Origin of the sequence: Ramlibacter sp. (assembly GCF_035627355.1) — a bacterium.
GTDB lineage: Bacteria > Pseudomonadota > Gammaproteobacteria > Burkholderiales > Burkholderiaceae_C > Ramlibacter.
On record NZ_DASPLW010000069.1, the window covers coordinates 35,366 to 58,560 of the forward strand.

The window sequence follows — 23,195 nt, forward strand, 5'->3', positions numbered from 1 at the left end:
CGAGATGCCCCACGACTGGCCGCGCACCCTGTGGATCGTCCGCCATGGCCAGAGTGCGGGCAACGTGGCGCGCGATGCCGCCGAGGCCGCCGGCCTGGCGATGATCGACATCGCCGAGCGCGACATCGACGTACCGCTGTCGCCGCTCGGGCGCGAGCAGGCCGCCGCCCTCGGCCACTGGTTCGGCGGGCTGCCGCCTTCGCGCCGGCCGGAGGTGATCCTGACCTCGCCCTACGTGCGGGCCCGCGAGACCACGCGGCTGCTGATGCAGGCCGGCGGGCTCGACACGGGACAGGTGCGGCTGCGGGTGGACGAGCGCCTGCGCGAGAAGGAGTTCGGCATCCTCGACCGGCTGACCGTGCTGGGCATCCGCGAGCGCTACCCGGAGCTGGCGGCGCAGCGCGGCCATGTGGGCAAGTTCTACTTCCGCCCGCCCGGCGGCGAGAGCTGGTGCGACGTCATCCTGCGCCTGCGCAGCGTGCTGGAGATGCTCACCCGCGAGCACGCCGGCCAGCGCGTTCTGGTGGTGGCGCACCAGGTCATCGTCAACTGCGTGCGCTACCTGGTCGACTGCCTGGAGGAGCACGAGATCCTGGCGCTGGACCGCAAGGGCGACGTGCCCAACTGCGGGGTGACCTCGTGGGAGCACGATCCGGCGCACGGCCTGGTGCCGGACCTGGTGAACTTCGTGGCGCCGCTGCGCGAGGCCGGCGCGCCGGTGACCCTGGAACCCGACGCGCTGGCGGCGCCGAAACCCTGATGGACCGCCGGCCGATCAGGATCGATGCGGGCTGCCTGCGCGACTGGCCTTTGCCCGCGCTTGCCGACGACGCCGACAAGGAAGCGCGCGGCCGCATCCTGGTGATCGCCGGCAGCCGCGAGGTGCCGGGCGCTGCCGTGCTCGCCGCAGCCGCCGCCTTGCGGGTGGGCGCCGGCAAGCTCGCGATCGCGACCCCGAGTTCCATCGCCACGCAGATGGCGTTCACCATGCCGGAGGCGCGCGTGATCGCGCTGCCGGAGACCGCGTCTGGCGGACTGGACCCGGCGGGCATCGAAGCGCTGGAAGAGGCCGCCACGGCGGCGCACGGCGTGCTGGTCGGCCCCGGCCTGCTGGACCGCGACGCCACCTGCGAGTTCCTGTGGCGCCTGCTGCCGCTGCTGCAGGAGCAGCTGGTCGTGCTGGACGCCCTCGCGATGGACTGCGTAGCCGGCGCCGGCCCGTTCGAGCGGCCGGTGCTGCTGACGCCGCACGCCGGCGAGATGGCGCACCTGACCGGCGCCAGCAAGGAGGACGTGCTGGCCGATCCGCTGGCCGCCGCCACGCGAGCCGCGCAGCGCTGGAACGCCGTTGTGGCCGTGAAGGGCCCTGCCACGGCCATCGCGGCACCGGACGGCCGCTCGTGGCTGCACGAGGGCGGCAATGCCGGCCTGGCCACCTCCGGCTCCGGCGACGTGCTGGCCGGCGCGATCGCCGGCCTGTGCGCACGCGGCGCCACGCTGGAGCAGGCCTGCGCCTGGGGCGTGGCGCTGCATGCGCGCGCCGGGGACCGGTTGGCGCAGCAGCTGGGCCCGGTCGGCTACCTGGCGCGCGAACTGCCGCGGGAGATGCTGGCCGTGCTGCGGGAACTGCAGCCGGCCTGAGCCGTTCAGGCCCGGATCGCGGCCAGCGCCGTCATGTTCACGATGCGCCGCACGGTGGCGGCCGGGTTGAGCACGTGCACCGAGGCGCGCGCGCCCAGCAGGATGGGCCCGACGGTGATGCCATGGCCGCCGGTCATCTTCAGCACCGTGAACAGGATGTTGGCCGAATCCAGGTCGGGGCAGATCAGCAGGTTGGCCTCGCCGTCCAGCGAGCCGCCGTCCATCAGGCTCTCGCGCCGGATCGGCTCCGACAGTGCGGCATCGCCCTGCAGTTCGCCGTCGCACTCGATGTCGGGCGCCAGCTGCGCGAACAGCTCGCGGGCGCGCCGCATCTTCGGCGCCGCGCCGCGCGTGGAGGAGCCGTAGCTGCTGTGCGAGAGGAAGGCCACCTTGGGCGGCAGGCCGAAGCGGCGCACCTCCTGCGCCGCCATCAGCGCGATGCTGGCCAGCAGCTCGGCGCTCGGGTTCTCGTTGACGTAGGTGTCGGCGATGAACAGGGTGCGATGCGGCAGCATCAGCGCGTTCAGCGTCGCCAGCCCGGGGGCGTCGGGCGCGGTGCCGATGACGTCGCGGATGTGCGCCAGGTGGGCGTCGAAGCGCCCGACCATGCCGCACAGCATGGCCTCGGCATCGCCCAGGTGCACCGAGAGCGCACCGATCAAGGTGTTGGAGCGGCGTACCGCGGCCTTGGCCGCCTCGGGCGTGACGCCGTTGCGGCCCATCAGCCGGTGGTAGGTCTCCCAGTACTGGCGGAAGCGCGCGTCGCTTTCCGGGTTGACGCATTCCAGGTCCTGGCCCAGCTTCAGGCGCAGGCCGGCGCGGGCGATGCGCGCCTCGATCACGGCCGGCCGACCGATCAGGATGGGCTGGGCCAGCCGCTCGTCCAGCGCGAGCTGCGCCGCCCGCAGCACCCGCTCGTCCTCGCCCTCGGCATAGATCACGCGGCGCCCGGCGCTGGCCTTGGCCGCCGCGAACACGGGCCGCATGATCATGCCGGTCTGGTAGACGAAGCGCGTCAGGCTCTGGCGGTAGGCCTCCAGGTCCTCGATCGGCCGCGTCGCCACGCCCGACTCGAGGGCCGCGCGGGCGACTGCGGGCGCAATGCGCAGGATCAGGCGGGAATCGAAGGGTGTCGGGATGAGGTAGTCCGGGCCGAACGTGAGCTCCTTGCCCGCGTAGGCGTTGGCGACTTCCTCGCTGATGTCGGCCTTGGCCAGCGCGGCGATCTCGTGCACGCAGGCCAGCTTCATGGCTTCCGTGATCCGGGTCGCACCGCAATCCAGCGCCCCGCGGAAGATGTAGGGGAAGCACAGGACGTTGTTGACCTGATTGGGGTAGTCCGAGCGGCCGGTGGCGATGATGCAGTCCGGCCGTGCCGCCTTCGCCACCTCGGGCCGGATCTCCGGCTCCGGGTTGGCCAGCGCCAGGATGATGGGCCGCGGCGCCATGGTGCGCACCATGTCGGCGGTCAGCACGCCCGGCGCCGAGCAGCCGAGGAAGACGTCAGCGCCCTGCACCACGTCGGCCAGGGTGCGGGCGGGGGTGTCCTGCACGTAGCGCGCCTTGGACGGGTCGTAGCCGCCGGGGCGGCCTTCGTACAGCACGCCCTTGGAGTCGCACACGAAGATCTGCCGCTGCGACACGCCCAGCCCCACCATCAGGTCGATGCACGCAATGGCCGCCGCGCCGGCGCCGGAGACCACCACCTTCACGGCATCGATGGACTTGCCCACCAGTTCCAGGCCGTTGAGCAACGCGGCGCCCGAGATGATGGCGGTGCCGTGCTGGTCGTCGTGGAAGACCGGGATGTTCAGCCGCTCGCGCAGCTTGCGCTCGATGTAGAAGCACTCGGGCGCCTTGATGTCCTCGAGGTTGATCCCGCCCAGCGTCGGTTCCAGCGCCGCGATGATGTCGACCAGCTTGTCGGGGTCGCGCTCGGCCAGTTCGATGTCGAACACGTCGATGCCGGCGAACTTCTTGAACAGGCAGCCCTTGCCTTCCATGACAGGCTTGCCCGCCAGCGGGCCGATGTCGCCCAGCCCCAGCACCGCGGTGCCGTTGGTCACCACGCCGACCAGGTTGCCGCGCGAGGTGAACTCCGCCGCCAGCGAGGGATCGGCCTGGATGTCCAGGCAGGGATAGGCGACGCCGGGCGAATACGCCAGCGAGAGGTCGCGCTGGTTGGACAGCGGCTTGGTCGGGGTGACCGCGATCTTGCCGCGCGTCGGGCCGCGGTGGTACTCGCGGGCGGCGTCGCGCAGCGCCTGTTCGGCGCCGGAAAGCGCCTGCCGGTCGGAGGGGAATTGCTCAGTCATGCGGGATCAAAGCCTCGAATCCCGTCACTCTATCGCCAACGCACGGAAGCCGATGGGCAAGGACAATGAAGCACCCGGGCCCGTAGGAGCGACCTGGACGCCTGGAGGAACCCGACCGATGCGGATGCTCGAAACCGCCACCCCTGCCCCGCCGCTCGAGGTCAGCGAGTGGCTGAACACCAAGGGACCGCTCGCGCTTCCGGACCTCGCCGGGAAGGTGGTGGTGCTGCACGCCTTCCAGATGCTGTGCCCCGCCTGCGTGCAACTGGCGACGCCGCAGATGCAGAAGCTGCAGGCGATGGTCGAAGGCAGCGAGGTCGCGGTGGTGGGCCTGCACACCGTGTTCGAGCACCATGCGGCGATGACGCCGGTGGCCCTCAAGGCCTTCGTGCACGAGAACCGCCTGAGCTTCCCGATCGGCATCGACCGCCACGACGACGGCGACGCCATCCCGCTGACCATGCGCGCCTACGGTTTCGAGGGCACGCCCAGCGTGGTCCTGATCGACCGCCAGGGGCGCATGCGCTTCCAGGGTTTCGGCCACCAGCCCGACCTGGCGCTGGGCGTGCTGATCGGCTCGCTGGTGGCCGAAACGGCCTGAAACCGGGCGAACCGGGCCGTTGGAAGGCCGGGCGCGGCCCGGCATTGCCTTCAATCAATCCGAAACCCCGGGTCAACCCGTGCCCGGGAACCTGTCGTGGGCCTGAATAATGGTAAAGAAGTACCGGAATACGGAGATACCCCATGAGCCTCCACATCGTCGCCTGCATCAAGCAGGTGCCGGACTCCAGCCAGATCCGCGTGCACCCGGTGACCAACACCATCATGCGGCAGGGGGTGCCCGCGGTCGTCAACCCGTTCGACCTGGTTTCGCTGGAAGAGGCGCTGCGCCTGAAGGACCGCTTCGGCGCGCACGTCACCGTGCTGAGCATGGGCCCCAAGATGGCGGCCGAGGCGCTGAAGAAGTGCATCTCCTACGGCGCCGATGACGCGATCCTGATCACCGACCGCGTGTTCGCCGGCTCCGACACGCTGGCCACCTCGTATGCGCTGTCGTCGGCGATCCGCACCATCGCCGCCTCTCGGCCGGTCGACATGGTGTTCTGCGGCAAGCAGACCATAGACGGCGACACCGCGCAGGTGGGCCCCGGCATCGCGCGCCGCCTCGGCCTGCAGCAGCTCACCTACGTGTCGCGCATCGAGTCCGTGGATCCGGTCGCGCGCGAGATCGTCGTGCATCGCCGCGCCGAGGGCGGCGTGCAGGTGCTGCAGAGCCGGCTGCCCTGCCTGGTGACCATGATGGAAGGCGCCAACACGATCCGCTTCGCCGGCATGGACGACATGTTCCGCGCGGCGCGGTGCGAGGTGCAGGAGTGGGACCACAAGGCCGCCGGCATCACCGAGCTCGCGCGCTGCGGCCTCAAGGGCTCGCCGACGGTGGTCAAGAAGGTGTTCGCCCCGCAGCCGCGCGCGAACAAGGCCGAGATCATCGACACCGCGGGCCGGAGCGCGCGCGAGTCGGTGCAGGCGCTGCTGGAGCGGCTCGGCAGCCGCCACCCCGGGCTGGAAGCCGAGGCCCTGCCATGAGCGGCGAGCACGAAGCGGCGACGTCCACCGCACCGGCAGCCGCGGCGCCGCGCCGCGCTGACGGCGCCGACCTGCGCGGCTGGCGCGGCGTCTGGGTCTACGTCGAACTCGAGCGCGGGCGCGTGCACCCGGTGTCCTGGGAACTGCTCGGCGAGGGCCGCAAGCTGGCCGACCACCTGGGCGTTCCGCTGTCGGGCATCGTGCTGGGGCCGGGGGGCGAAGCGACCCGCCAGGCCTGCGCCGAGGCGATCCGGCACGGCGCCGACGAGGTCCGCGTGGCCTGCGACCCGGTGCTGGAGCATTACCGCACCGACCCCTACGCGCAGGCGCTCACCAGCCTGGTCCAGCGCGGCCAACCGGAGATCCTGCTGCTGGGCGCCACCACCCTAGGGCGCGACCTCGCCGGTGCGGTGGCGACCACGCTGGGCACCGGCCTGACCGCCGACTGCACCGAGCTGCGCATCGACGACGAGACGCGCAGCCTGGCCGCCACCCGGCCCACCTTCGGCGGCACCCTGCTGTGCACCATCCACACGCTCGAATACCGGCCGCAGATGGCGACCGTGCGGCCGCGCGTGATGGCGATGCCGAAGCGCGATCCGCAGCGCACGGGCGCGATCGTGGAGGAGGCCGTCACCCTCGCCGAGGACGACGTGGTCACCAAGATCCTGTCGTACATCCAGGATGCCGACGCCGGCAAGGCCCAGCTGGCCTATGCCGACGTGGTGGTCGCCGGCGGCCGCGGCCTGGGCAAGCCGGAGAACTTCCAGCTGGTGCAGGAGCTGGCCGCGCTGCTCGGCGGCGAGTGGGGCGGCTCGCGTCCGGTGGTGCAGGCCGGCTGGCTGGGCGCCGACCGCCAGATCGGCCAGACCGGCCAGACCATACGGCCGCGGCTGTACATCGCGGCCGGCATCTCCGGCGCCATCCAGCACCGGGTCGGGGTCGAAGGTGCCGACGTGATCATCGCGATCAACAGCGACCCCAAGGCACCCATCATGGAATTCGCCACCTACGGCGTGGTCGGCGACGCCCTGCAGATCCTGCCGGCACTGACCGACGCCCTGCGCGAGCGGCAGGCCCTGCGGGCGGCCGCCTGACTACCGGAGACTAGCAGCATGGCCGAACATTTCGACGCGATCGTGGTCGGCGCGGGGCCCTCGGGCAACACCGCCGCCTACCTGCTGGCCAAGGCCGGCATGAAGGTCCTGCAACTCGAGCGCGGGGAGTACCCGGGCTCGAAGAACGTGCAGGGCGCGATCCTGTATGCCGAGGCCCTGGAGGAGGTGATCCCCAACTGCCGGCGCTCCGCACCGCTGGAACGGGCCGTCATCGAGCAGCGCATGTGGCTGATGGACGACCACTCCCACGTCGGCTCGCACTTCCGCGCCGAGGCCGGCAAGGACGAGCAGCCCACGCGCTACACCGTGGTTCGCGCCAACCTGGACAAATGGTTCTCGAAGAAGGTGCAGGACGCGGGCGCGCTGCTGGTGTGCGAGACCACGGTGCTCGACCTGCTCAAGGAAGGCGACCGGGTGGTCGGCGTGCGCACCGACCGCGCCAACGGCGAGATCCGGGCCGACGTGGTGGTGCTGGCGGACGGCGTCAACTCGCTGGTCGCCACCCGCGCCGGCCTGCGCCCGCCGGTGCAGGCCCAGGACGTCGCGCTCGCGGTCAAGGAGATGCACTTCCTGCCCCGCGCCACCATAGAGGAGCGCTTCAACATCCAGGGCGACCACGGGGTGGTGATCGAGATGTTCGGCAAGATCACCCGCGGCATGGTCGGCACCGGCTTCCTCTACACCAACAAGGAGTCGATCTCGCTGGGCGTGGGCTGCATGGTCAGCGACTTCAAGGCCTCGCGCCTGACGCCCTACCAGTTGCTGGAGGACATGAAGGCCCATCCCTCGGTGCGGCAGCTGATCGCCGGCTCGGAGGTCAAGGAGTACTCGGCACACCTGATCCCGGAAGGCGGCTACAACGCCATCCCGGTGGTGCACGGCGAGGGCTGGGTGATCTGCGGCGATTCGGGCGGCTTCGTCAACGCGGTGCACCGCGAAGGCTCGAATCTGGCGATGACCACTGGCCGGCTCGCCGCCGAGACCCTCATCGCCCTGCGCGACGCGGGCAAGGACTTCAGCGCGGCCAACCTGCGGCGCTACCGCCAGGCGCTGGAGCAGAGCTTCGTGATGAAGGACCTGAAGAAGTACCGCGACGTGCCACAGATCCTGCACGGCAACCGCCAGTTCCTGACCACCTACCCGGAGCTGCTGTCGCGCGCCGCGCACACGCTGCTGAAGGTCGATGGCGTGGACAAGCGGTCCAAGGAGCGGCAGATCCAGCGCGACTTCGTCGAGAAGCGCTCGCGCCTGGGGCTGTTCGGCGATGCCATCAAGCTGATCCGGGCCTTCCGCTGAAGGCGCACCCCCACACCATCCCTGGAGCGGAGCTTCCATGATCAAGGTCGAAGAGAAACTGTTCGAGAACCGCTACCGGGTGGACGAGGGGCGCTCGCACGTCGCGATCCGCCACCCCGACATCTGCCGCGACCAGTGCACCACGCCGGCCTGCACCTGGTGTTGCCCCGCCGGCTGCTACACCTTGTCGGAAGACCGCGGCGTGGTGCTGTCCACCGACGGCTGTCTCGAGTGCGGCACCTGCCGGCTGCTGTGCACCGAGCACCAGAACATCGACTGGGCCTACCCGCGCGGCGGCTACGGGGTGCTGTACAAGTTCGGGTGAACGGCCATCACCCGCCGGAGCGACCCGGCGTCGAAGCGGGCAGGTGCAGGCGCATCCCGCTCAGCTTCCAGGAAGCGAACCCGTAGCGATCCAGCACCAGCCCCACGCTGTCGTCCCGGGTCCGTTCATCGTCGGGATAGAACACGACGCGATCGGCATCCACGCGTTCGGCACGCCATCGCGCCGGTTGGCGCTGCCCAGAGGCGGGCGCCTCTGGCGCATCCGGCGTCGCGGACGGCGATGGCGAGGACTTTGCGCCGGACGGCCGGGGCCGACCCAGCCCGGTTCGGATGCTGTACATCAGCATCCGGGGCTGCACCAGCACCTCCACCACGCCGCCGACCATCATTCGCCCGACGGCCGCGCCGGCCGCTGCCAGAGGGCTGTCCTGCGTGTCCGCCAGGCTCCCAACCATGGCGGCCTCAAGCTGCCCCTTGATGCTGGCGCGAAGCCGCGGGAAGTCCACGTGCTCGTTGATCGTGTCGACGTCGCCGGCCTCGGCGGCCGCCTGCAGCTTGCGAATGGCCAGGTACGGCGAGAAGTACCAGTAGGCTGCGACGACAGCGAGCAGCAACAGCGCGCTCGCAGCCGCCAGCCAGGCTTGGCGGCGCAATGCCATGGGACCCTCCGGCGGAAATGCCCAGGCACTGTAGCGACGGCGGACGCGGGCGGAAGTAACCAGTTGAGGCGCCGCCAATGCATGAGCCACCGCCGTGGCTCCGGCCCCGGGACGCCGGCTGCCGCCCTACTGCAGCTTCACCTCGCCATCGAAACTGACCTTGAGGTCCAGGGCCGGGATGTCCAGCGTCATCCTGGCCGGCAGGACGTCCTGGCCGCCCAGCTTGCCTTGCTCGAGCGCGCGGGCGACGGCCTGTTCGATCTCGCGCTGCGAGCTCACGCCGACCAGCTTGAGGAACTTGCGGATGCTCATGTTCAAGGCTTCGTCGTCCATGCTGACCTCCGGCTGTTGGAACCCGCCATCCTAGGACAAGCGGCGCCCGCGGCTAATCCTGGATCGGCAGGATGATTTCGAACCGCGTGCCCTCGCCTTCGCCCCGGCTCAGCGCATTGACCGTGCCCCCATGCAACTGCACCAGCCGCCGTACGAGCGACAGTCCCAGTCCGAGCCCCTGTCCCCCTTCCTTCACCTGGGAGAAGGTGTCGAACACCCAATCGAGCTTGGACGGCGGGATCCCGGCGCCCGAATCGGTCACGCTGATGCAGACGCCCCGGGGGGCGCGCCGGGCTTCGATCCGGATGACGGACGCCGCGGGGGAGTACCGGGCGGCGTTGAAGAGCAGGTTGGTCAGGACCTGGTACATGCGGGCTGGGTCGACCCTCAGTTCCGGCACGTCCCCGGCCACGGCCACCTCGCAGCGCTGGTCCCGCGCACGCAGCGTCTCATCGACGGCTTCCAGGGCGGCCGCCACGAGGTCGGCCACCACGGCCCTCTCCAGCTTGAGCTCGATCTTGCCCTGCTGGATGCGGGCGGCGTCCATGAGGTCCTCGGTCAGGCGGTTCATGTACTCCGCCTGCCTCGCGATGATGGCGGCGGCGCGCCTCTGCAACTCGCTCGGCTCCTTGTCCAGTGCGATGGCCTGGAGGGCCGACCGGATCGCCGACAAGGGGCTGCGCATCTCGTGCGCCAGGGTTGCGAGCAGCTCGGACTTGCGCGCGTCTGCGGTTTCGAGTCGTTCGATCAGGTGCTTCGCCGCCTCGCGCGAGCGGATCGCCCGGTGGCTGATGTAGAGCACGACGACCACGAGTGCCCAGTAGAAGGCCGATTCCACGGCCTTCGCGGTCGATACGACCAGGACCTGGTGGCGCGGCTCGACGAAGAAGTAGTCGCCCCAGGCGAAGGACAGCAGCGCGCACAGCAGGCCGGCGCGCCACGTCCCGTGCCAGGCCGCGAACGCCACCGCGGCAAAGGCCGACGTGAAGGCATGGTAGGAGCCCAGGAAGGGATCCGCGGCATACCGGATGGCCAGGGCGAGGGCCGAGCACCCGGCGGCCAGCATCGCCTGCTTCCAGAACGGCGGTCGCGGCTCATCGAGCCGGAAGCGGCTCTGCCGAGCATCGTTCGAGGGTTGCGGCGCCGTGGGCACGAACTAAGGTAACAGAACTGCGGACGTGCGGACAGGGTGGATCCGGGGCCTCGAAGGCAGGCGTCCACCGGCGCAGTCCCGGGCGACCGCTTCAAGCGGCCGCCAGTTCCTTCACGACCCCCGCGCGGGTTTGCCGGCGCGCCGGCGCGAGGCCAACTGCTTGCGGCAGCTGTCGTTGATGACGCGCAGCTCGGCCAGGGTCTCGTCGATCTGGGCGCGCTTGCGTTCCAGTTCCGCGATGGCGCTGTCGGTGCGGCGGATGACGTACTCCAGCTGCTCCGAACGGCCTTCGCCGTGGTCGCCGTACAGGTCCAGGTAGCGCTTGATTTCCGCCAGCGGCGAGCCGATGGCCTTGGCGCGCAGGATCAGGGCCAGGCGCGCGCGGTCGCGCCGGGTGTAGACGCGGGCGCCGTTCACGCGCATGGGCGCGAGCAGGCCCTTGTCCTCGTAGAAGCGCAGGGCGCGCAGGGTGATGCCGAACTCGCGGCACAGCTCCGTGATGCCGAACAGCTGGGTCGCGCCCGGGTCGCGGTGCGAATCCAGGAACGCCTGCGCATCGGGCGGCGACACAGGCGCTGGTGCCGCCTTGCGCGCCGTCCCTGCCGCGGATCTCGCCTTGCCCACGGAAGTGCTCGCCAGCACCGCCTCAGATGACGCGCTGCAGGCGCAGCGCGACGCCCATGGCGCCTCCGACCTTCTTGCGGATGGCTTCGGTGCATTCCTGGAGGTTCATGGGGTCCTCGTGGTTGGGTGTGAGCGAGGCGGGATGGTATCGGCGCCACCGTCCGCAAATCCCGGGAAAAGTACCTATACGAAATCAGGTTGACCTTAACGTTACCCACTGCGTCTAATCCCGCGCATTCCCACCGGAAGCCCACCCCATGCCCGCGATCCGCTCCAAGCTCCAGGTCCAGTCGGAGGCCTTTGCCGCCAACCGGCAACGCATGCAGGCGCAGCTCGACGAGGTGCGGCGGCTGGAGCAGCTGGTGATCGCCGAGTCCGAGTCCAAGCGCGACAAGTTCGAGAAGCGCGGCCAGCTGCTGCCGCGCGAGCGCGTGGCCCGCCTGCTCGATCGCGGCACGCCCTTCCTCGAGCTCAGTCGCCTGGCGGGCCTGAACATGCACGACGACGACGGCAAGAAGGCCGTGCTGGGCGGCGGTTCCATCGTCGGCATCGGCGTGGTGGCGGGCCGCCGCTGCCTCGTGTCGGCCAACGACAGCGCCGTCAAGGGCGGGACCGTGGCGCCCATGGGGCTGCGCAAGGCGCTGCGCGCGCAGGAGATCGCGCGCGAGAACAAGCTGCCGCTGATCTACCTGGTCGAGAGCGGGGGCGCCAACCTGATGTACCAGAGCGAGATCTTCGTGGACGGCGGGCGCAGCTTCGCCAACCAGGCACGGATGTCCGCCATGGGCCTGCCGCAGATCGCGGTGGTGCACGGTTCGTCCACCGCCGGCGGCGCCTACCTGCCCGGCCTGTCGGACTACGTGATCCTGGTGCGCGGGCGCTCCAGCATCTACCTGGCCGGCCCGCCGCTGGTCAAGGCCGCCATCGGCGAGGACGCCAGCGACGAGGAGCTGGGTGGCGCCGAGACCCACGCGCGCGTGACCGGCCTGGGCGAGTACCTGTGCGAGGACGACGCCCACGCCATCGGCATGGCGCGCGAGCTGATGGACAAGCTGAACTGGGACACGGTCCCCGCGCGGGGCGCCTTCGCCGAGCCGCTGTACGACGAACAGGAGCTGCTGGGCGTGGTGCCCGCCGACGAACGCGAGCCCTACGACGTGCGCGAGGTGATCGCCCGGCTGGTCGACGGCTCCGACTTCCTGGAGTTCAAGGCCGAGTACGCGCCGGAAACGATCTGCGGCCACGCCCGCATTCAGGGTCGGCTGGTAGGCATCCTGGGCAACAACGGCCCGATCCAGCCGGCCGGTTCGACCAAGGCCGGGCAGTTCATCCAGCTGTGCGACCAGAGCGCCACGCCGCTCGTGTTCCTGCAGAACACCACCGGCTACATGGTCGGCTCGGCCGCCGAGCGCGGCGGCGCCATCAAGCACGGGGCCAAGATGATCCAGGCCGTGGCCAACGCGCGGGTACCCAGGTTCACCGTGGTGCTGGGCGGCTCCTTCGGCGCCGGCAACTACGGCATGTGCGGCCGCGGCTTCGACCCTCGCTTCATCTTCGCCTGGCCGAGCGCGCGCACCGCCGTCATGGGCGGCGCCCAGGCGGCGCAGGTGATGGACATCGTCAACCGCGCCAAGCTCGAGCGCATGGGCCTGCCGGCCAACGAGGCGCTGAAGGCGATGTCGGACGGGCTGCGCCAGCGCCTGGACCAGGAGTCCTCGGCGCTGTTCGGCACCGCGCGCCTGTGGGACGACGGGATCATCGATCCGCGCGACACGCGCCGCATCCTGGGCCTGTGCCTGGCCCTGTCCGAGGAGGCCCAGGCGCGCCAGCTGAACCCCAACACCTTCGGCGTGGCGCGCCTGTAGCCGCGCCTTGCCCCCGCATCCTTCTTCGAGCGAGGCCGCCATGCAATTCACCCCCGAACACGAGCAGATCGCCGACACCGTCCGCAAGTTCGTTGCCAAGGAGATCAACCCCCACATCGCCCTGTGGGAAGCCGAGGGCATGTTCCCGGCGCACCAGGTCTTCAGGAAGCTCGGCGCGCTCGGCCTGCTGGGGATCAAGTACCCCGTCGAGTACGGCGGCATGGGGCTGGACTTCAGCTACTCCATGGTGATGGCCGAGGCCTTGGGCGAATGCAACGCGGGCGGCGTGCCCATGGCCATCGGCGTGCAGACCGACATGTGCACGCCGGCGCTGGCGCGCTTCGGTTCGGACGAGCTCAAGCGCGAGTTCCTGGCGCCGTCCATCGCGGGCGAGCTGGTCGGCTGCATCGGCGTCAGCGAGGCCAGCGGCGGCTCGGACGTGGCGGCGATCAGGACGGTGGCCGAGAAGGACGGCGACGACTACGTCATCAACGGCTCCAAGATGTGGATCACCAACGGCATGCAGGCCGACTGGTGCTGCCTGCTGGCCAACACCTCGCAGGGCTCGCCGCACAGGAACAAGTCGCTGATCGTGGTGCCCATGAACACGCCCGGCATCACGCGCCAGGCCATCCACAAGATCGGCATGCATTCGTCGGACACCGCGCAGCTGTTCTTCGACAACGTGCGGGTGCCGCGGCGCCACCTGATCGGCCAGGAAGGCATGGGCTTCATGCTGCAGATGCTGCAGTTCCAGGAGGAGCGCCTGTACGGCGCGGCCGGCTCGCTGCGCACGCTGGACCGCCTGATCGACCAGACCATCGAGTACACGCGCCAGCGCAAGACCTTCGGCCGGCCCATCCTGGACAACCAGTCGGTGCACTTCCGGCTGGCCGAGCTGCGCACCGAGGTGGAGGCCCTGCGCGCGCTGACCTACCGCGCGGTGGAGGCCTACATTTCGGGCAAGGACGTGACCCGGCTGGCCTCGATGGCCAAGCTCAAGTGCGGCCGCCTGAGCCGCGAGGTGGCCGACGCCTGCCTGCAGTACTGGGGCGGCATGGGCTTCACCGCCGACAACCCGATCTCGCAGGCCTACCGCGACGGCCGCCTGATCTCCATCGGCGGCGGCGCCGACGAGATCATGCTGGGCATCATCTGCAAGCTCGAGGGCACCCTGCCCAAGCCCGCCGCATGAACGTGCCGGTTCGCCACTGCGCCACCGCGGAGTCCCGCCATGTTTGAAAAGATCCTCATCGCCAACCGCGGCGAGATCGCCTGCCGCGTGATCCGCACCGCGCGCACGCTGGGCTACCGGACGGTGGCCGTGTACAGCGACGCCGACGGCGACGCGCCGCACGTGCAGCAGGCCGACGAGGCCGTGCACATCGGCGGCGCCGCGGCGGCCGACTCCTACCTGCGCATCGATGCGCTGCTGGACGCGGCCCGCAAGACGGGCGCCGATGCGGTGCATCCGGGCTACGGCTTCCTCAGCGAGAACGCCGGCTTCGCCCAGGCCTGCGCCGATGCCGGCCTGGTCTTCATCGGCCCGCCCGCGTCGGCCATCCAGGCGATGGGCGACAAGGCGCTGGCCAAGCGCCGCATGATCGAGGCGGGCGTGCCCTGCGCGCCCGGCTACCTCGGCGAGGACCAGGGCGAAGACCGCCTGCACGCCGAAGCGCTCGAGCTCGGCCTGCCGCTGCTGGTCAAGGCCGTGGCCGGCGGCGGCGGCCGGGGCATGCGGCTGGTGCGCGAGGCCGGCGAGATCGAAGCGGCCATCGCCGGCGCCCGGCGGGAAGCACAGAGCGCGTTCGGCGACGGCACGCTGATGCTGGAGCGCCTGGTCGAGAACGGCCGCCACATCGAGATCCAGGTCTTCGCCGACGCCCACGGCAACGCGGTGCACCTGGGCGAGCGCGACTGCACCGCCCAGCGCCGCCGGCAGAAAGTGATCGAGGAGGCGCCCTCGCCCGTGGTGAGCCCGGCGATGCGCGAAGCCATGGGCCGCGACGCGGTCGCCGCCGCACTGGCGGTGGGCTACCGGGGCGCGGGCACGGTGGAATTCATCGTCGACGACCAGCTCAAGCACTACTTCCTGGAGATGAACACCCGGCTGCAGGTGGAGCACCCGGTGACCGAGGCGATCACCGGCTTCGACCTGGTCGAGTGGCAGCTGCGCGTGGCCGCCGGCGATCCGCTGCCGATGCGCCAGGAGGACATCCGATTCCAGGGCCACGCCATCGAGGCGCGCCTGTACGCCGAGGACCCGTATGCCGGCTTCGCGCCACAGGCCGGCACCGTCCGCTGGTGGCGCCCGCAGCAGGCGCTGCACGGCGGCGTGCGCATCGACGACGGGATCCGCGAAGGCGGCGAGGTCACGCCCTTCTACGACCCGATGGTGGCCAAGGTGATCGCGCACGGCCGCGACCGCGAGGACGCCATCCGGCGCCTGCGCGCCGCGCTCGCCGACGCACCGCTGCTGGGCCTGCGCAACAACGCGCGCTTCCTGTCGGACCTGCTCGACCACCCGGCCTTCCGCGGCGCGGCGATGACCACCACCCTGATCGACCGCTGGCTGGACGAGGGCGAGGCGCTGCTGCAACGCCCGCAGCCCGATGCCGCCACCTGGTGCCTGGCCGCCGCCGCCCTGGCCCTGCGCGAGGGCGCCGGCTGGCGCGCCGACAGCGTGGCCGCCTTCGACCTGCCGCTGCAGTGCGGCGAGGCGCGCCACACGCTGCGCGTGCGGCCCGACCGGACCGGCGAGGTGCGGGTCACGTTCGAAGGCGCCTCGCACGCCCTGCGCATCCTGCGGCTGGCCGACGGCGAGCTGCGCTACGAGGCGGACGGCGTGCTGCGCCGGGCCATCGCGCTGGTGCACGGCGCCGAGCTGCACCTGGCCGTGGGGTGCACGGTGCACGTGTTCAGCGAGCTCTCGCCCTTCCCGCAGCGCGACACCCGCCGCGACGCCAGCCGCGCCCTGGCGCCGGTGGCCGGCAAGGTCACGCAGGTGCAGGTGGCCGTGGGCGACCGCGTCACCGAGGGCCAGCCCATGGTCTGCGTGGAAGCGATGAAGATGGAGATGTGGCTGAGCGCGCAGGCCCCGGGGCAGGTGGCGCGGCTGCACGTGGGCGCCGGCGACCAGGTGGAGCTGGACGCCCTGCTCGTGGAACTGGACCTCGCCGCCGCCGGCGGCGAGGGGAACGACACGGAGACATGATGGACCAGGCGATCCTGACCTGCGCGCTGACCGGCGTGCTCACCAACCCGAAACAGCACCCGGTGCCGGTGACGCCGGCGCAGATGGCGGCCGAGGCGCGCGACGCGTTCAATGCCGGCGCATCGATCATGCATGTGCACCTGCGCATGCAGGAGGAGGGCATGGGCCACATGCCCTCCTGGGACCCGGAAGTGGCCGAGTCCGTGGTCGGCGCGATCCGCGACGCCTGCCCGGGCGTGATCATCAACCTGACCACCGGCGTCATCGGCAAGGACATCTCCGGCCCGGCGGCCTGCATCCGCCGCGTCCGGCCCGAGATCGCCGCCTGCAACGCCGGCAGCCTGAACTACCTGAAGATCAAGGACGACGGCCAGTGGGCCTGGCCGCCCATGGTGTTCGACAACCCGGTGGCCAAGGTGCAGCAGTTCCTGGACGTGATGGCCGAGTGCGACGTGCACCCCGAGTTCGAATGCTTCGACGTCGGCATCGTGCGCTCGGTCGGCATGTACCTCAAGGCCGGCATGCTCGAGCCCGGCATGGGCCGCCCCGAATACAACCTGGTGATGGGCGTGGCCTCCGGCATGCCCTGCGACCCCGACCTGCTGGCCCTGCTGCCGCGCTGGATGGCGCCCGACAGCGCCTGGCAGGCCACGCTGATCGGCCGCCAGGAGATCTGGCCGGTCCAGCAGAAGGTGGCCGAGCTGGGCGGCATGCTGCGCACCGGGCTGGAGGACACCTTCTACCTGCCGGACGGCAGCCGGGCCACCGGCAACGGCGTGCTCGTCGAAGCCCTGGCCGCCTGCGCGCGCCGGGCCGGGCGCAGCGTCGCCAGTCCCGCGCAGGCGCGCCAACTGCTCGGCCTGCGCCGCTGATGGCTGCTGCCAGGAGGCAGGTGAGCGGGCGCCAGCGCGAGGCGGTGGAGGCCATGTACCGCGACGCACCCTGAACGACAAGGAGGAACCATGGGCTACCGATCCGTTTTCACCGCCGGACTGTTCGCGGACAAGGTGGTGCTGGTCACGGGCGGCGGTTCCGGCATAGGACGCTGCACGGCACACGAACTGGCCGCGCTCGGCGCCCGCGTCGCGCTGGTGGGCCGCAAGGTCGAGAAGCTGGAGGCCGTGGCCGCGGAGATCGCGGAGGACGGCGGCGCCGCGCCCAGCATCCACGCCTGCGACATCCGCCATGAGGACGCCGTGCGCGCCATGGTGGCCGCCGTGCTCGCACGGCACGGCCGCATCGACGGCCTGGTCAACAACGCCGGCGGCCAGTACATGACGCCGCTGGAAGCGACCAGTGCCAAGGGCTGGGAAGCGGTGGTCGCCACCAACCTCACCGGCGGCTTCCTGGTGGCGCGCGAGTGCTTCGTGCAGTCGATGGACCAGCGCGGCGGCAGCATCGTCAACATCGTGGCCGACATGTGGGGCTCCATGCCCGGGATGGCGCACAGCGGCGCGGCCCGCGCCGGCATGGTGAGCTTCACCGAGACCGCGGCGATCGAATGGGCCGGGCGCGGCGTGCGCGTCAATGCCGTGGCGCCGGGCTACATCGCCTCCAGCGGCATGGACCGGTACCCGCCCGAGATGGGGCCCATGCTGCGCGAGATGGGCAAGACGGTTCCGCTGGGCCGCTTCGGCACCGAGGCGGAAGCGGCGGCGGCCATCGTCTTCCTGCTCAGCCCGGCAGCGTCCTTCATCAGCGGCAGCACGCTGCGGGTCGATGGCGCGCGGCCCCAGGTGCGCATGGGCTGGCCGATGCGCATTGCCGACGCGAAGACCCGCCAGCGCGAAGCCATCCGGCCCTTCGAGGGCTTCCACCGGGCGCAGGCGCCCAAGGTGTTTTCCTGATTCTTTCCGGCCCCGGGATCGTCCGATGTCCACCACCGCCGTGAACCGCGAAGAGCTGCAGCTGATGGCCGACGCCGCCCGGCGTTTCGCGCAGGCCGAGATCGTCCCCCACCTGCAGGCCTGGGAGGACGCCGGCGAGATTCCCCGCAGCCTCTACCGCCGCGCCGCCGAACTCGGCTGGCTGGGCATGGGCTACCCCGAGGCGCTGGGCGGCACGCCCACCGACTGGGCGGTGCGCAATGCCATGACCATCGCCCTGGCCCGCTACGCCGGCAGTGGCGGCCTGATGGCCAGCCTGTTCAGCCACAACATCGGGCTGCCGCCACTGGTGCGCCACGGCAGCCCGCAGCTGCAAGCCGAGGTGATCCCGCCGGTGCTGCGCGGCGAGAAGATCGCGGCGCTGGCCATCAGCGAGCCGGGCGGCGGCACCGACGTCTCGGCCCTGCGCACCACGGCGCGCCTCGAAGGCGACGAGTACGTGGTCGACGGCGAGAAGATCTTCATCACCTCGGGCATGCGGGCCGACTGGCTGACCGTGGCCGTGCGCACCGGGGAGAAGGGGCCGATGGGCATCTCCATGCTCGTGGTGCCGGGCGACGCACCCGGGCTCTCGCGCAGCCCGCTGCGCAAGATGGGCTGGCTGTGCTCGGACACGGCGCACCTGCGCTTCGACGGGGTGCGCGTGCCGGCGCGCTACCGGGTCGGCCAGGAAGGCAGCGGCTTCAAGATGATCCTGACCAACTTCAACGGCGAGCGCCTGTCGATGGCGGCGCTGGCCCTGGGCTTCGCCGAATGCTGCTACGACGAGGCGCTGGGCTGGGCGCGCCAGCGCAAGACCTTCGGCACCGCGCTGGTCGACCACCAGGTGATCCGCCACAAGCTGATGGACATGAAGATGCGCATCGAGTCCACGCGGGCCTGGCTGGACGCCGTGACGGCGCGGGCCGACAGCGGCGACCAGTCCGAAAAGGGGGCGGAGTGGGTGGCCCAGGTCTGCCTGCTGAAGAACCACGCCACCCAGTCCATGCAGTTCTGCGCCGACCAGGCGGTCCAGATCCTGGGCGGCATGGGCTTCATGCGCGGCACCGCGGCCGAGCGCATCTACCGCGAAGTCAAGGTCATGGCGATCGGCGGCGGCACCGAGGAGATCATGAAGGAGCTCGCTTCGCGGCAGCTGGGGATCTGAAGCCCCGTCGATCACTCCACCGTGACCGACTTGGCGAGGTTCCTCGGCTTGTGGTGGCCACATCACATCGCCGCGCGATGTGAGTGGCCCCCAATCCGAGTAACTCGCGCCTGCCGCGCGCGGCGCTGCGCGCCGCGCCAAGTCGTTCACTCTACGGTGACCGACTTGGCGAGGTTTCTCGGCTTATCCACATCGGTGCCCCTCGCCACGGCCGTGTGATACGCGAGCAGCTGCAGCGGGACCACGTGCAGCAGTGGGCTGAGCGGACCGTAGTGCTCGGGCATGCGGATGACGTGGATGCCGTCCTCGCTCTCGATGCGGCTGTCGGCGTCGGCCAGCACGTAGAGCACGCCGCCGCGGGCGCGCACTTCCTGCATGTTGCTCTTGAGCTTTTCCAGCAGCGCGTCGTGCGGCGCCACGGTGACCACCGGCATCTGGCTGGTCACCAGCGCCAGCGGGCCGTGCTTCAGCTCGCCGGCGGCATAGGCCTCGGCGTGGATGTAGGTGATCTCCTTGAGCTTGAGCGCACCCTCCAGCGCGATCGGGTAGTGCAGCCCGCGGCCCAGGAACAGCGCGTTCTCCTTGGCGGCGAAGTGCTCGGCCCAGCCGATGATCTGCGGCTCCAGCGCCAGCACGGCGCTCAGCGCGGCGGGCAGGTGGCGCATGGCCTTCAGGTGCGCGGCTTCCTGCGACTCGGTCATGCGGCCCTTGACGCCGGCGATCGCCAGCGTCAGCAGGAACAGCCCGGCCAGCTGGGTGGTGAAGGCCTTCGTCGAGGCCACGCCGATCTCCGCGCCTGCGCGCGTGATGTAGGCCAGCTTGCACTCGCGCACCATGGCCGAGGTCGGCACGTTGCACACCGTCAGCGTGTGCGGCATGCCCAGCTCGCGCGCATGGCGCAGCGCCGCCAGCGTGTCGGCGGTCTCGCCCGACTGGCTGATGGTGACGACCAGCGTGCGCGGGTTGGGCACCGATTCACGGTAGCGGTACTCGCTGGCAATCTCGACCTGGGTCGGCACCTTGGCGATCCCCTCCAGCCAGTACTTGGCGGTGCAGCCGCTGTAGTAGCTGGTGCCGCAGGCCAGGATCAGCACCGAGTCGATCTCCTTGAAGATCGCGTAGGCACCGTCGCCGAACAGCTCCGGCACGGCCGCCTGCACGCCCTCCAGCGTGTCGGCGATGGCGCGCGGCTGCTCGAAGATCTCCTTCTGCATGTAGTGGCGGTACGGCCCCAGTTCGGCGGCACCGCTGTGCGCGTGCACCGTCCGCACCGCGCGAGTGACCGCCTTGCCGCCCGCGTCCGCCACCCAGTACTTGCCCAGTTGCACGTCGACGATGTCGCCTTCGTCGAGGTAGACGATCTGGTCGGTGACGCCGGCTAGCGCCATCGCGTCGCTCGCCAGGAAGTTCTCCCCGCCTTCCGAACCGACTCCCAGGATCAGCGGCGAGCCGGCGCGCGCGCCGACCACGCGCAGCGGCTCGTCCTTGCAGAACACGGCGATCGCATAGGCCCCGCGCAGCCGCGCCACCGCCGACTTCACGGCCTCGAACAGGTCGCCCTCATACAGGCTGTCCACCAGGTGGCAGATCACCTCGGTGTCGGTCTGGCTGGCGAAGTGGTAGCCCTTGGCCTTGAGCGCCGCGCGCAGTTCGTCGTGGTTCTCGATGATCCCGTTGTGGACCAGGGCGATGCGGCCGGGGCGGTCGGCAGCGTGCTCGCCGGGCCCATGGCTGAAGTGCGGATGCGCGTTGTGGACGGCCGGCGCACCATGCGTGGCCCAGCGGGTGTGGGCGATGCCGGTCGTGCCTTCGATGCCATCGCGCTCCACCTGGGCCAGCAGTTCCGCGACCCGGGCCGTGCTGCGCGCCCGGCGCAGGCCTTTTTCGTGGACGGCCACGCCGCAGGAGTCATAGCCGCGGTATTCGAGCCGCTGCAGTCCCTGGACGAGGACGGGGACGATGTTCCGGGTCGAGACGGCGCCGACGATGCCACACATGGGTTTGCTCCTGGGAGGGGTGCGCAACTGTAGGAGCAGTGCAGCGAAACAATCGATCTGATTTCAGTCGATTATGAATTTTTCTGTCGATAGGATATTCTTGTCGAAGAACCTTTCACGTAGGCGCTGCTTCAATGGACGATATTTCACTGGATGCCATCGACATGGCTCTCCTGGACCAGTTGCAGCAGGACGCCTCGCTCACCAACCAGGCGCTGGCCGAGCGGGTGCACGTGTCGCCGCCCACCTGCCTGCGGCGGGTCCGGCGGCTGCTGGACGCCGGCTTCGTCGAGCGGCAGGTCGCCATCCTGGCGCGCGACCGGCTGGCCCCGCTGGCCGGCTACGGGCTGGATGCGATCGTGGAGATCACGCTGGACCGGCAGGACAACGCCGCCATGGAGGCCTTCGAGGCCAAGGTGGTGGCCGAGGCGGCGGTCCAGCAGTGCTACCGGGTCTCGCCCGGGCCGGACTTCATCCTGGTGGTGCAGGCGCCCGACATGCCCGGCTACCTGGCGCTGGCGCAGCGGCTGTTCACCGCCGACGCCAACGTGCGCAACGTGAAGGCCTTCTTCGCCGTCAAGCGGGCCAAGTTCGACCCGCGCATCGCACTGCCGCGGCCGGCCCGCGGCTGACTCCGTCTACTTGGGCGCCTTCTTCGGCCGCTGCCAGCCGGTGATGCTGGCCTGCTTGCCCCGCGCCACCGACAGCACCTCCGGCGCCGTGTCCTTGGTGATGGTGGAGCCGGCGCCCACGGTGCCGCCCTTGCCGATGGTCACCGGCGCCACCAGCACGCAGTTGCTGCCGATGTGCACGTCGTCCTCGATCACCGTGCGGTGCTTGTAGGCGCCGTCGTAGTTGGCGGTGATGGAGCCGGCGCCATAGTTGACGCGCTCGCCGACCACCGCGTCGCCCAGGTAGGCCAGGTGGTTGGCCTTGGCGCCGCGCGCCAGCGAGGAGTTCTTCACCTCGACGAAGTTGCCGATGTGCACCTGCGGACCCAGTTTCGCGCCGGGGCGCAGTCGGGCGAACGGGCCGACCTCCGCGGCCTCGCCGATCTGCACCTCGCCCTTCTCGCCATCGATGTGGCAGAAGGCCTCGAGCACGGCGCCGGCGGCGATGGTGGCGTTCGCGATCACGCAGTTCGGGCCGATGCGCGCACCGTCGCCCAGCACCACCTTGCCCTCGAACACGCAGTTCACGTCGATCTCGACGTCGGCGCCGCATTCGAGCGTGCCGCGCACGTCCAGCCGGGCCGGATCGGCCAGCCGCACGCCCTGCTCCATCAACTCGCGCGCCCGGCGCAGCTGGAACGCGCGCTCCAGCTCGGCCAACTGCACCGGGCTGTTCACGCCCTCGACCTGCACCCGGTCGTCACAGTCGATCGCCACCACCTCGACGCCATCGGCCACGGCATGCTTGACCACGTCCGTCAGGTAGTACTCGCCCTGGGCGTTGTCGTTGCGCAGGCGCGCCAGCCAGCGCTTGAGCAGCGCGTTGGGCGCCGCCATGAAGCCGGTGTAGATCTCGCGGATGGCGCGCTGGGCCTGGTCGGCGTCCTTGTGCTCGACGATGGCGCGCACCCGTTCGCCCTCGCGCACGATGCGGCCGTAGCCGGTCGGGTCGGGCATGACCACGCCCAGCAGCGCCAGCCGCTCGCCGCCGCAGGCGTCCACCAGCGGCTGCAACGTTTCCGGCCGGATCAGCGGCACGTCGCCGTTGAGGATGAGTGCGATGCCGTCGTCCGGCAGCTTAGGCACGGCCTGCTGCACGGCATGGCCGGTACCCAGTTGCGGCTCCTGGCGCACGAAGACCGCCTTCGGGGCGGTCTGCCGCACCGCGGCCTCGACCTCCTCGGCGCCATGCCCGGTGACCAGGATGGTGCTGCGCGCGCCCAGCTGCGTCGCGCAATCGACCACGTGGTCCACCAGCGCACGGCCCGCCAAACGATGCAACACTTTGGGCTTGCGGCTCTTCATGCGCGTGCCCTTCCCCGCGGCCATGATGACCACATCCACTGCTTTCATGTCGTTCCCTTTGCTTGCGACGCGCAGGGCGCCCCGCCTGGCCCGAATTAT

Annotated in this window: 21 protein-coding genes; 14 read left to right on the plus strand and 7 right to left on the minus strand. The window is 70.5% G+C overall.

Features of this window, described 5'->3' with window-relative positions; genetic code table 11:
- Positions 1-4 precede the first annotated feature (4 nt).
- On the plus strand, positions 5-760 hold the full coding sequence (locus VEC03_RS17080) for a histidine phosphatase family protein (RefSeq protein ID WP_324917882.1): 756 nt from the start codon (positions 5-7) through the stop codon (positions 758-760).
- Entirely contained in the window at positions 760-1,641 is an 882-nt protein-coding gene (locus VEC03_RS17085) for an NAD(P)H-hydrate dehydratase (protein WP_324917884.1), read from the plus strand. The genes VEC03_RS17080 and VEC03_RS17085 overlap by 1 nt, the downstream gene beginning before the upstream one ends.
- A gap of 5 nt (positions 1,642-1,646) precedes the next feature.
- On the opposite strand, the gene VEC03_RS17090 is transcribed toward VEC03_RS17085, so the two are convergent.
- Positions 1,647-3,956 carry an NADP-dependent malic enzyme gene (locus VEC03_RS17090; protein WP_324917887.1) on the minus strand — a complete coding sequence of 770 codons (2,310 nt, stop codon included), beginning with the start codon at positions 3,954-3,956 and terminating at the stop codon, positions 1,647-1,649.
- A 118-nt stretch (positions 3,957-4,074) separates the two neighbouring features.
- On the opposite strand from VEC03_RS17090, the gene VEC03_RS17095 reads away from it, so the two are divergent.
- The 5 genes from VEC03_RS17095 to VEC03_RS17115 all read left to right on the plus strand — a co-directional run bounded on the left by VEC03_RS17095 (position 4,075) and on the right by VEC03_RS17115 (position 8,282).
- Positions 4,075-4,557 (plus strand): TlpA disulfide reductase family protein, encoded by a 483-nt coding sequence (locus VEC03_RS17095; protein ID WP_324917890.1) that lies wholly within the window; start codon positions 4,075-4,077, stop codon positions 4,555-4,557.
- A 143-nt stretch (positions 4,558-4,700) separates the two neighbouring features.
- Positions 4,701-5,543: an electron transfer flavoprotein subunit beta/FixA family protein gene (locus VEC03_RS17100; protein ID WP_324917893.1), complete on the plus strand. Its 843-nt coding sequence runs from the start codon at positions 4,701-4,703 to the stop codon at positions 5,541-5,543.
- Positions 5,540-6,640 carry an electron transfer flavoprotein subunit alpha/FixB family protein gene (locus tag VEC03_RS17105; RefSeq protein WP_324917897.1) on the plus strand — a complete coding sequence of 367 codons (1,101 nt, stop codon included), beginning with the start codon at positions 5,540-5,542 and terminating at the stop codon, positions 6,638-6,640. Before VEC03_RS17100 ends, VEC03_RS17105 begins: the two co-directional genes overlap by 4 nt.
- An 18-nt stretch (positions 6,641-6,658) precedes the next feature.
- Positions 6,659-7,957: an FAD-dependent oxidoreductase gene (locus VEC03_RS17110; RefSeq protein ID WP_324917900.1), complete on the plus strand. Its 1,299-nt coding sequence runs from the start codon at positions 6,659-6,661 to the stop codon at positions 7,955-7,957.
- A 37-nt stretch (positions 7,958-7,994) separates the two neighbouring features.
- Positions 7,995-8,282 (plus strand): ferredoxin family protein, encoded by a 288-nt coding sequence (locus tag VEC03_RS17115; RefSeq protein ID WP_324917903.1) that lies wholly within the window; start codon positions 7,995-7,997, stop codon positions 8,280-8,282.
- Positions 8,283-8,289: 7 nt separating this feature from the next.
- Here VEC03_RS17115 and VEC03_RS17120 read toward each other — a convergent pair whose 3' ends face one another.
- The 4 genes from VEC03_RS17120 to VEC03_RS17135 all read right to left on the minus strand — a co-directional run bounded on the left by VEC03_RS17120 (position 8,290) and on the right by VEC03_RS17135 (position 10,957).
- Positions 8,290-8,901: a DUF2939 domain-containing protein gene (locus VEC03_RS17120; protein WP_324917906.1), complete on the minus strand. Its 612-nt coding sequence runs from the start codon at positions 8,899-8,901 to the stop codon at positions 8,290-8,292.
- A gap of 126 nt (positions 8,902-9,027) precedes the next feature.
- Positions 9,028-9,234 (minus strand): DUF6494 family protein, encoded by a 207-nt coding sequence (locus VEC03_RS17125; protein ID WP_324917909.1) that lies wholly within the window; start codon positions 9,232-9,234, stop codon positions 9,028-9,030.
- Between the two features lie 52 nt (positions 9,235-9,286).
- Entirely contained in the window at positions 9,287-10,387 is a 1,101-nt protein-coding gene (locus VEC03_RS17130) for a HAMP domain-containing sensor histidine kinase (RefSeq protein WP_324917912.1), read from the minus strand.
- Positions 10,388-10,498: 111 nt separating this feature from the next.
- Entirely contained in the window at positions 10,499-10,957 is a 459-nt protein-coding gene (locus VEC03_RS17135; protein WP_324917915.1) for a MerR family DNA-binding transcriptional regulator, read from the minus strand.
- Positions 10,958-11,268: 311 nt separating this feature from the next.
- Between VEC03_RS17135 and VEC03_RS17140 the strand changes: the two genes are divergently transcribed.
- The 6 genes from VEC03_RS17140 (at position 11,269) to VEC03_RS17165 (ending at position 19,123) form a co-directional block, all read left to right on the plus strand.
- Positions 11,269-12,876, plus strand: coding sequence for an acyl-CoA carboxylase subunit beta (locus VEC03_RS17140; protein ID WP_324917918.1), 1,608 nt, complete (start codon positions 11,269-11,271; stop codon positions 12,874-12,876).
- Between the two features lie 40 nt (positions 12,877-12,916).
- The gene (locus VEC03_RS17145) at positions 12,917-14,071 is read left to right on the plus strand and encodes an acyl-CoA dehydrogenase family protein (RefSeq protein ID WP_324917920.1); all 1,155 of its coding nucleotides are present in this window, start codon (positions 12,917-12,919) and stop codon (positions 14,069-14,071) included.
- A gap of 39 nt (positions 14,072-14,110) precedes the next feature.
- Positions 14,111-16,090 carry an acetyl/propionyl/methylcrotonyl-CoA carboxylase subunit alpha gene (locus VEC03_RS17150; RefSeq protein WP_324917923.1) on the plus strand — a complete coding sequence of 660 codons (1,980 nt, stop codon included), beginning with the start codon at positions 14,111-14,113 and terminating at the stop codon, positions 16,088-16,090.
- The gene (locus VEC03_RS17155; protein WP_324917926.1) at positions 16,087-16,962 is read left to right on the plus strand and encodes a 3-keto-5-aminohexanoate cleavage protein; all 876 of its coding nucleotides are present in this window, start codon (positions 16,087-16,089) and stop codon (positions 16,960-16,962) included. The genes VEC03_RS17150 and VEC03_RS17155 overlap by 4 nt, the downstream gene beginning before the upstream one ends.
- 90 nt (positions 16,963-17,052) lie before the next feature.
- Complete coding sequence (locus tag VEC03_RS17160; protein WP_324917929.1) at positions 17,053-17,937, plus strand: SDR family oxidoreductase; 885 nt, start codon at positions 17,053-17,055, stop codon at positions 17,935-17,937.
- A 25-nt stretch (positions 17,938-17,962) separates the two neighbouring features.
- On the plus strand, positions 17,963-19,123 hold the full coding sequence (locus tag VEC03_RS17165; protein WP_324917932.1) for an acyl-CoA dehydrogenase family protein: 1,161 nt from the start codon (positions 17,963-17,965) through the stop codon (positions 19,121-19,123).
- Between the two features lie 146 nt (positions 19,124-19,269).
- On the opposite strand, the gene glmS is transcribed toward VEC03_RS17165, so the two are convergent.
- Positions 19,270-21,120 (minus strand): glutamine--fructose-6-phosphate transaminase (isomerizing), encoded by a 1,851-nt coding sequence (glmS, locus tag VEC03_RS17170; RefSeq protein WP_324917935.1) that lies wholly within the window; start codon positions 21,118-21,120, stop codon positions 19,270-19,272.
- A gap of 134 nt (positions 21,121-21,254) precedes the next feature.
- Here glmS and VEC03_RS17175 point away from each other — a divergent pair, with 134 nt between their 5' ends.
- Complete coding sequence (locus tag VEC03_RS17175) at positions 21,255-21,752, plus strand: Lrp/AsnC family transcriptional regulator (protein ID WP_324917937.1); 498 nt, start codon at positions 21,255-21,257, stop codon at positions 21,750-21,752.
- 6 nt (positions 21,753-21,758) lie between these two features.
- Here the strand turns inward: VEC03_RS17175 and glmU are convergent, their stop codons facing one another.
- A complete protein-coding gene (gene glmU / locus VEC03_RS17180; RefSeq protein WP_324917940.1) occupies positions 21,759-23,144 on the minus strand; it encodes a bifunctional UDP-N-acetylglucosamine diphosphorylase/glucosamine-1-phosphate N-acetyltransferase GlmU in 1,386 nt (461 codons plus the stop codon).
- Between the last annotated feature and the right edge of the window lie 51 nt (positions 23,145-23,195).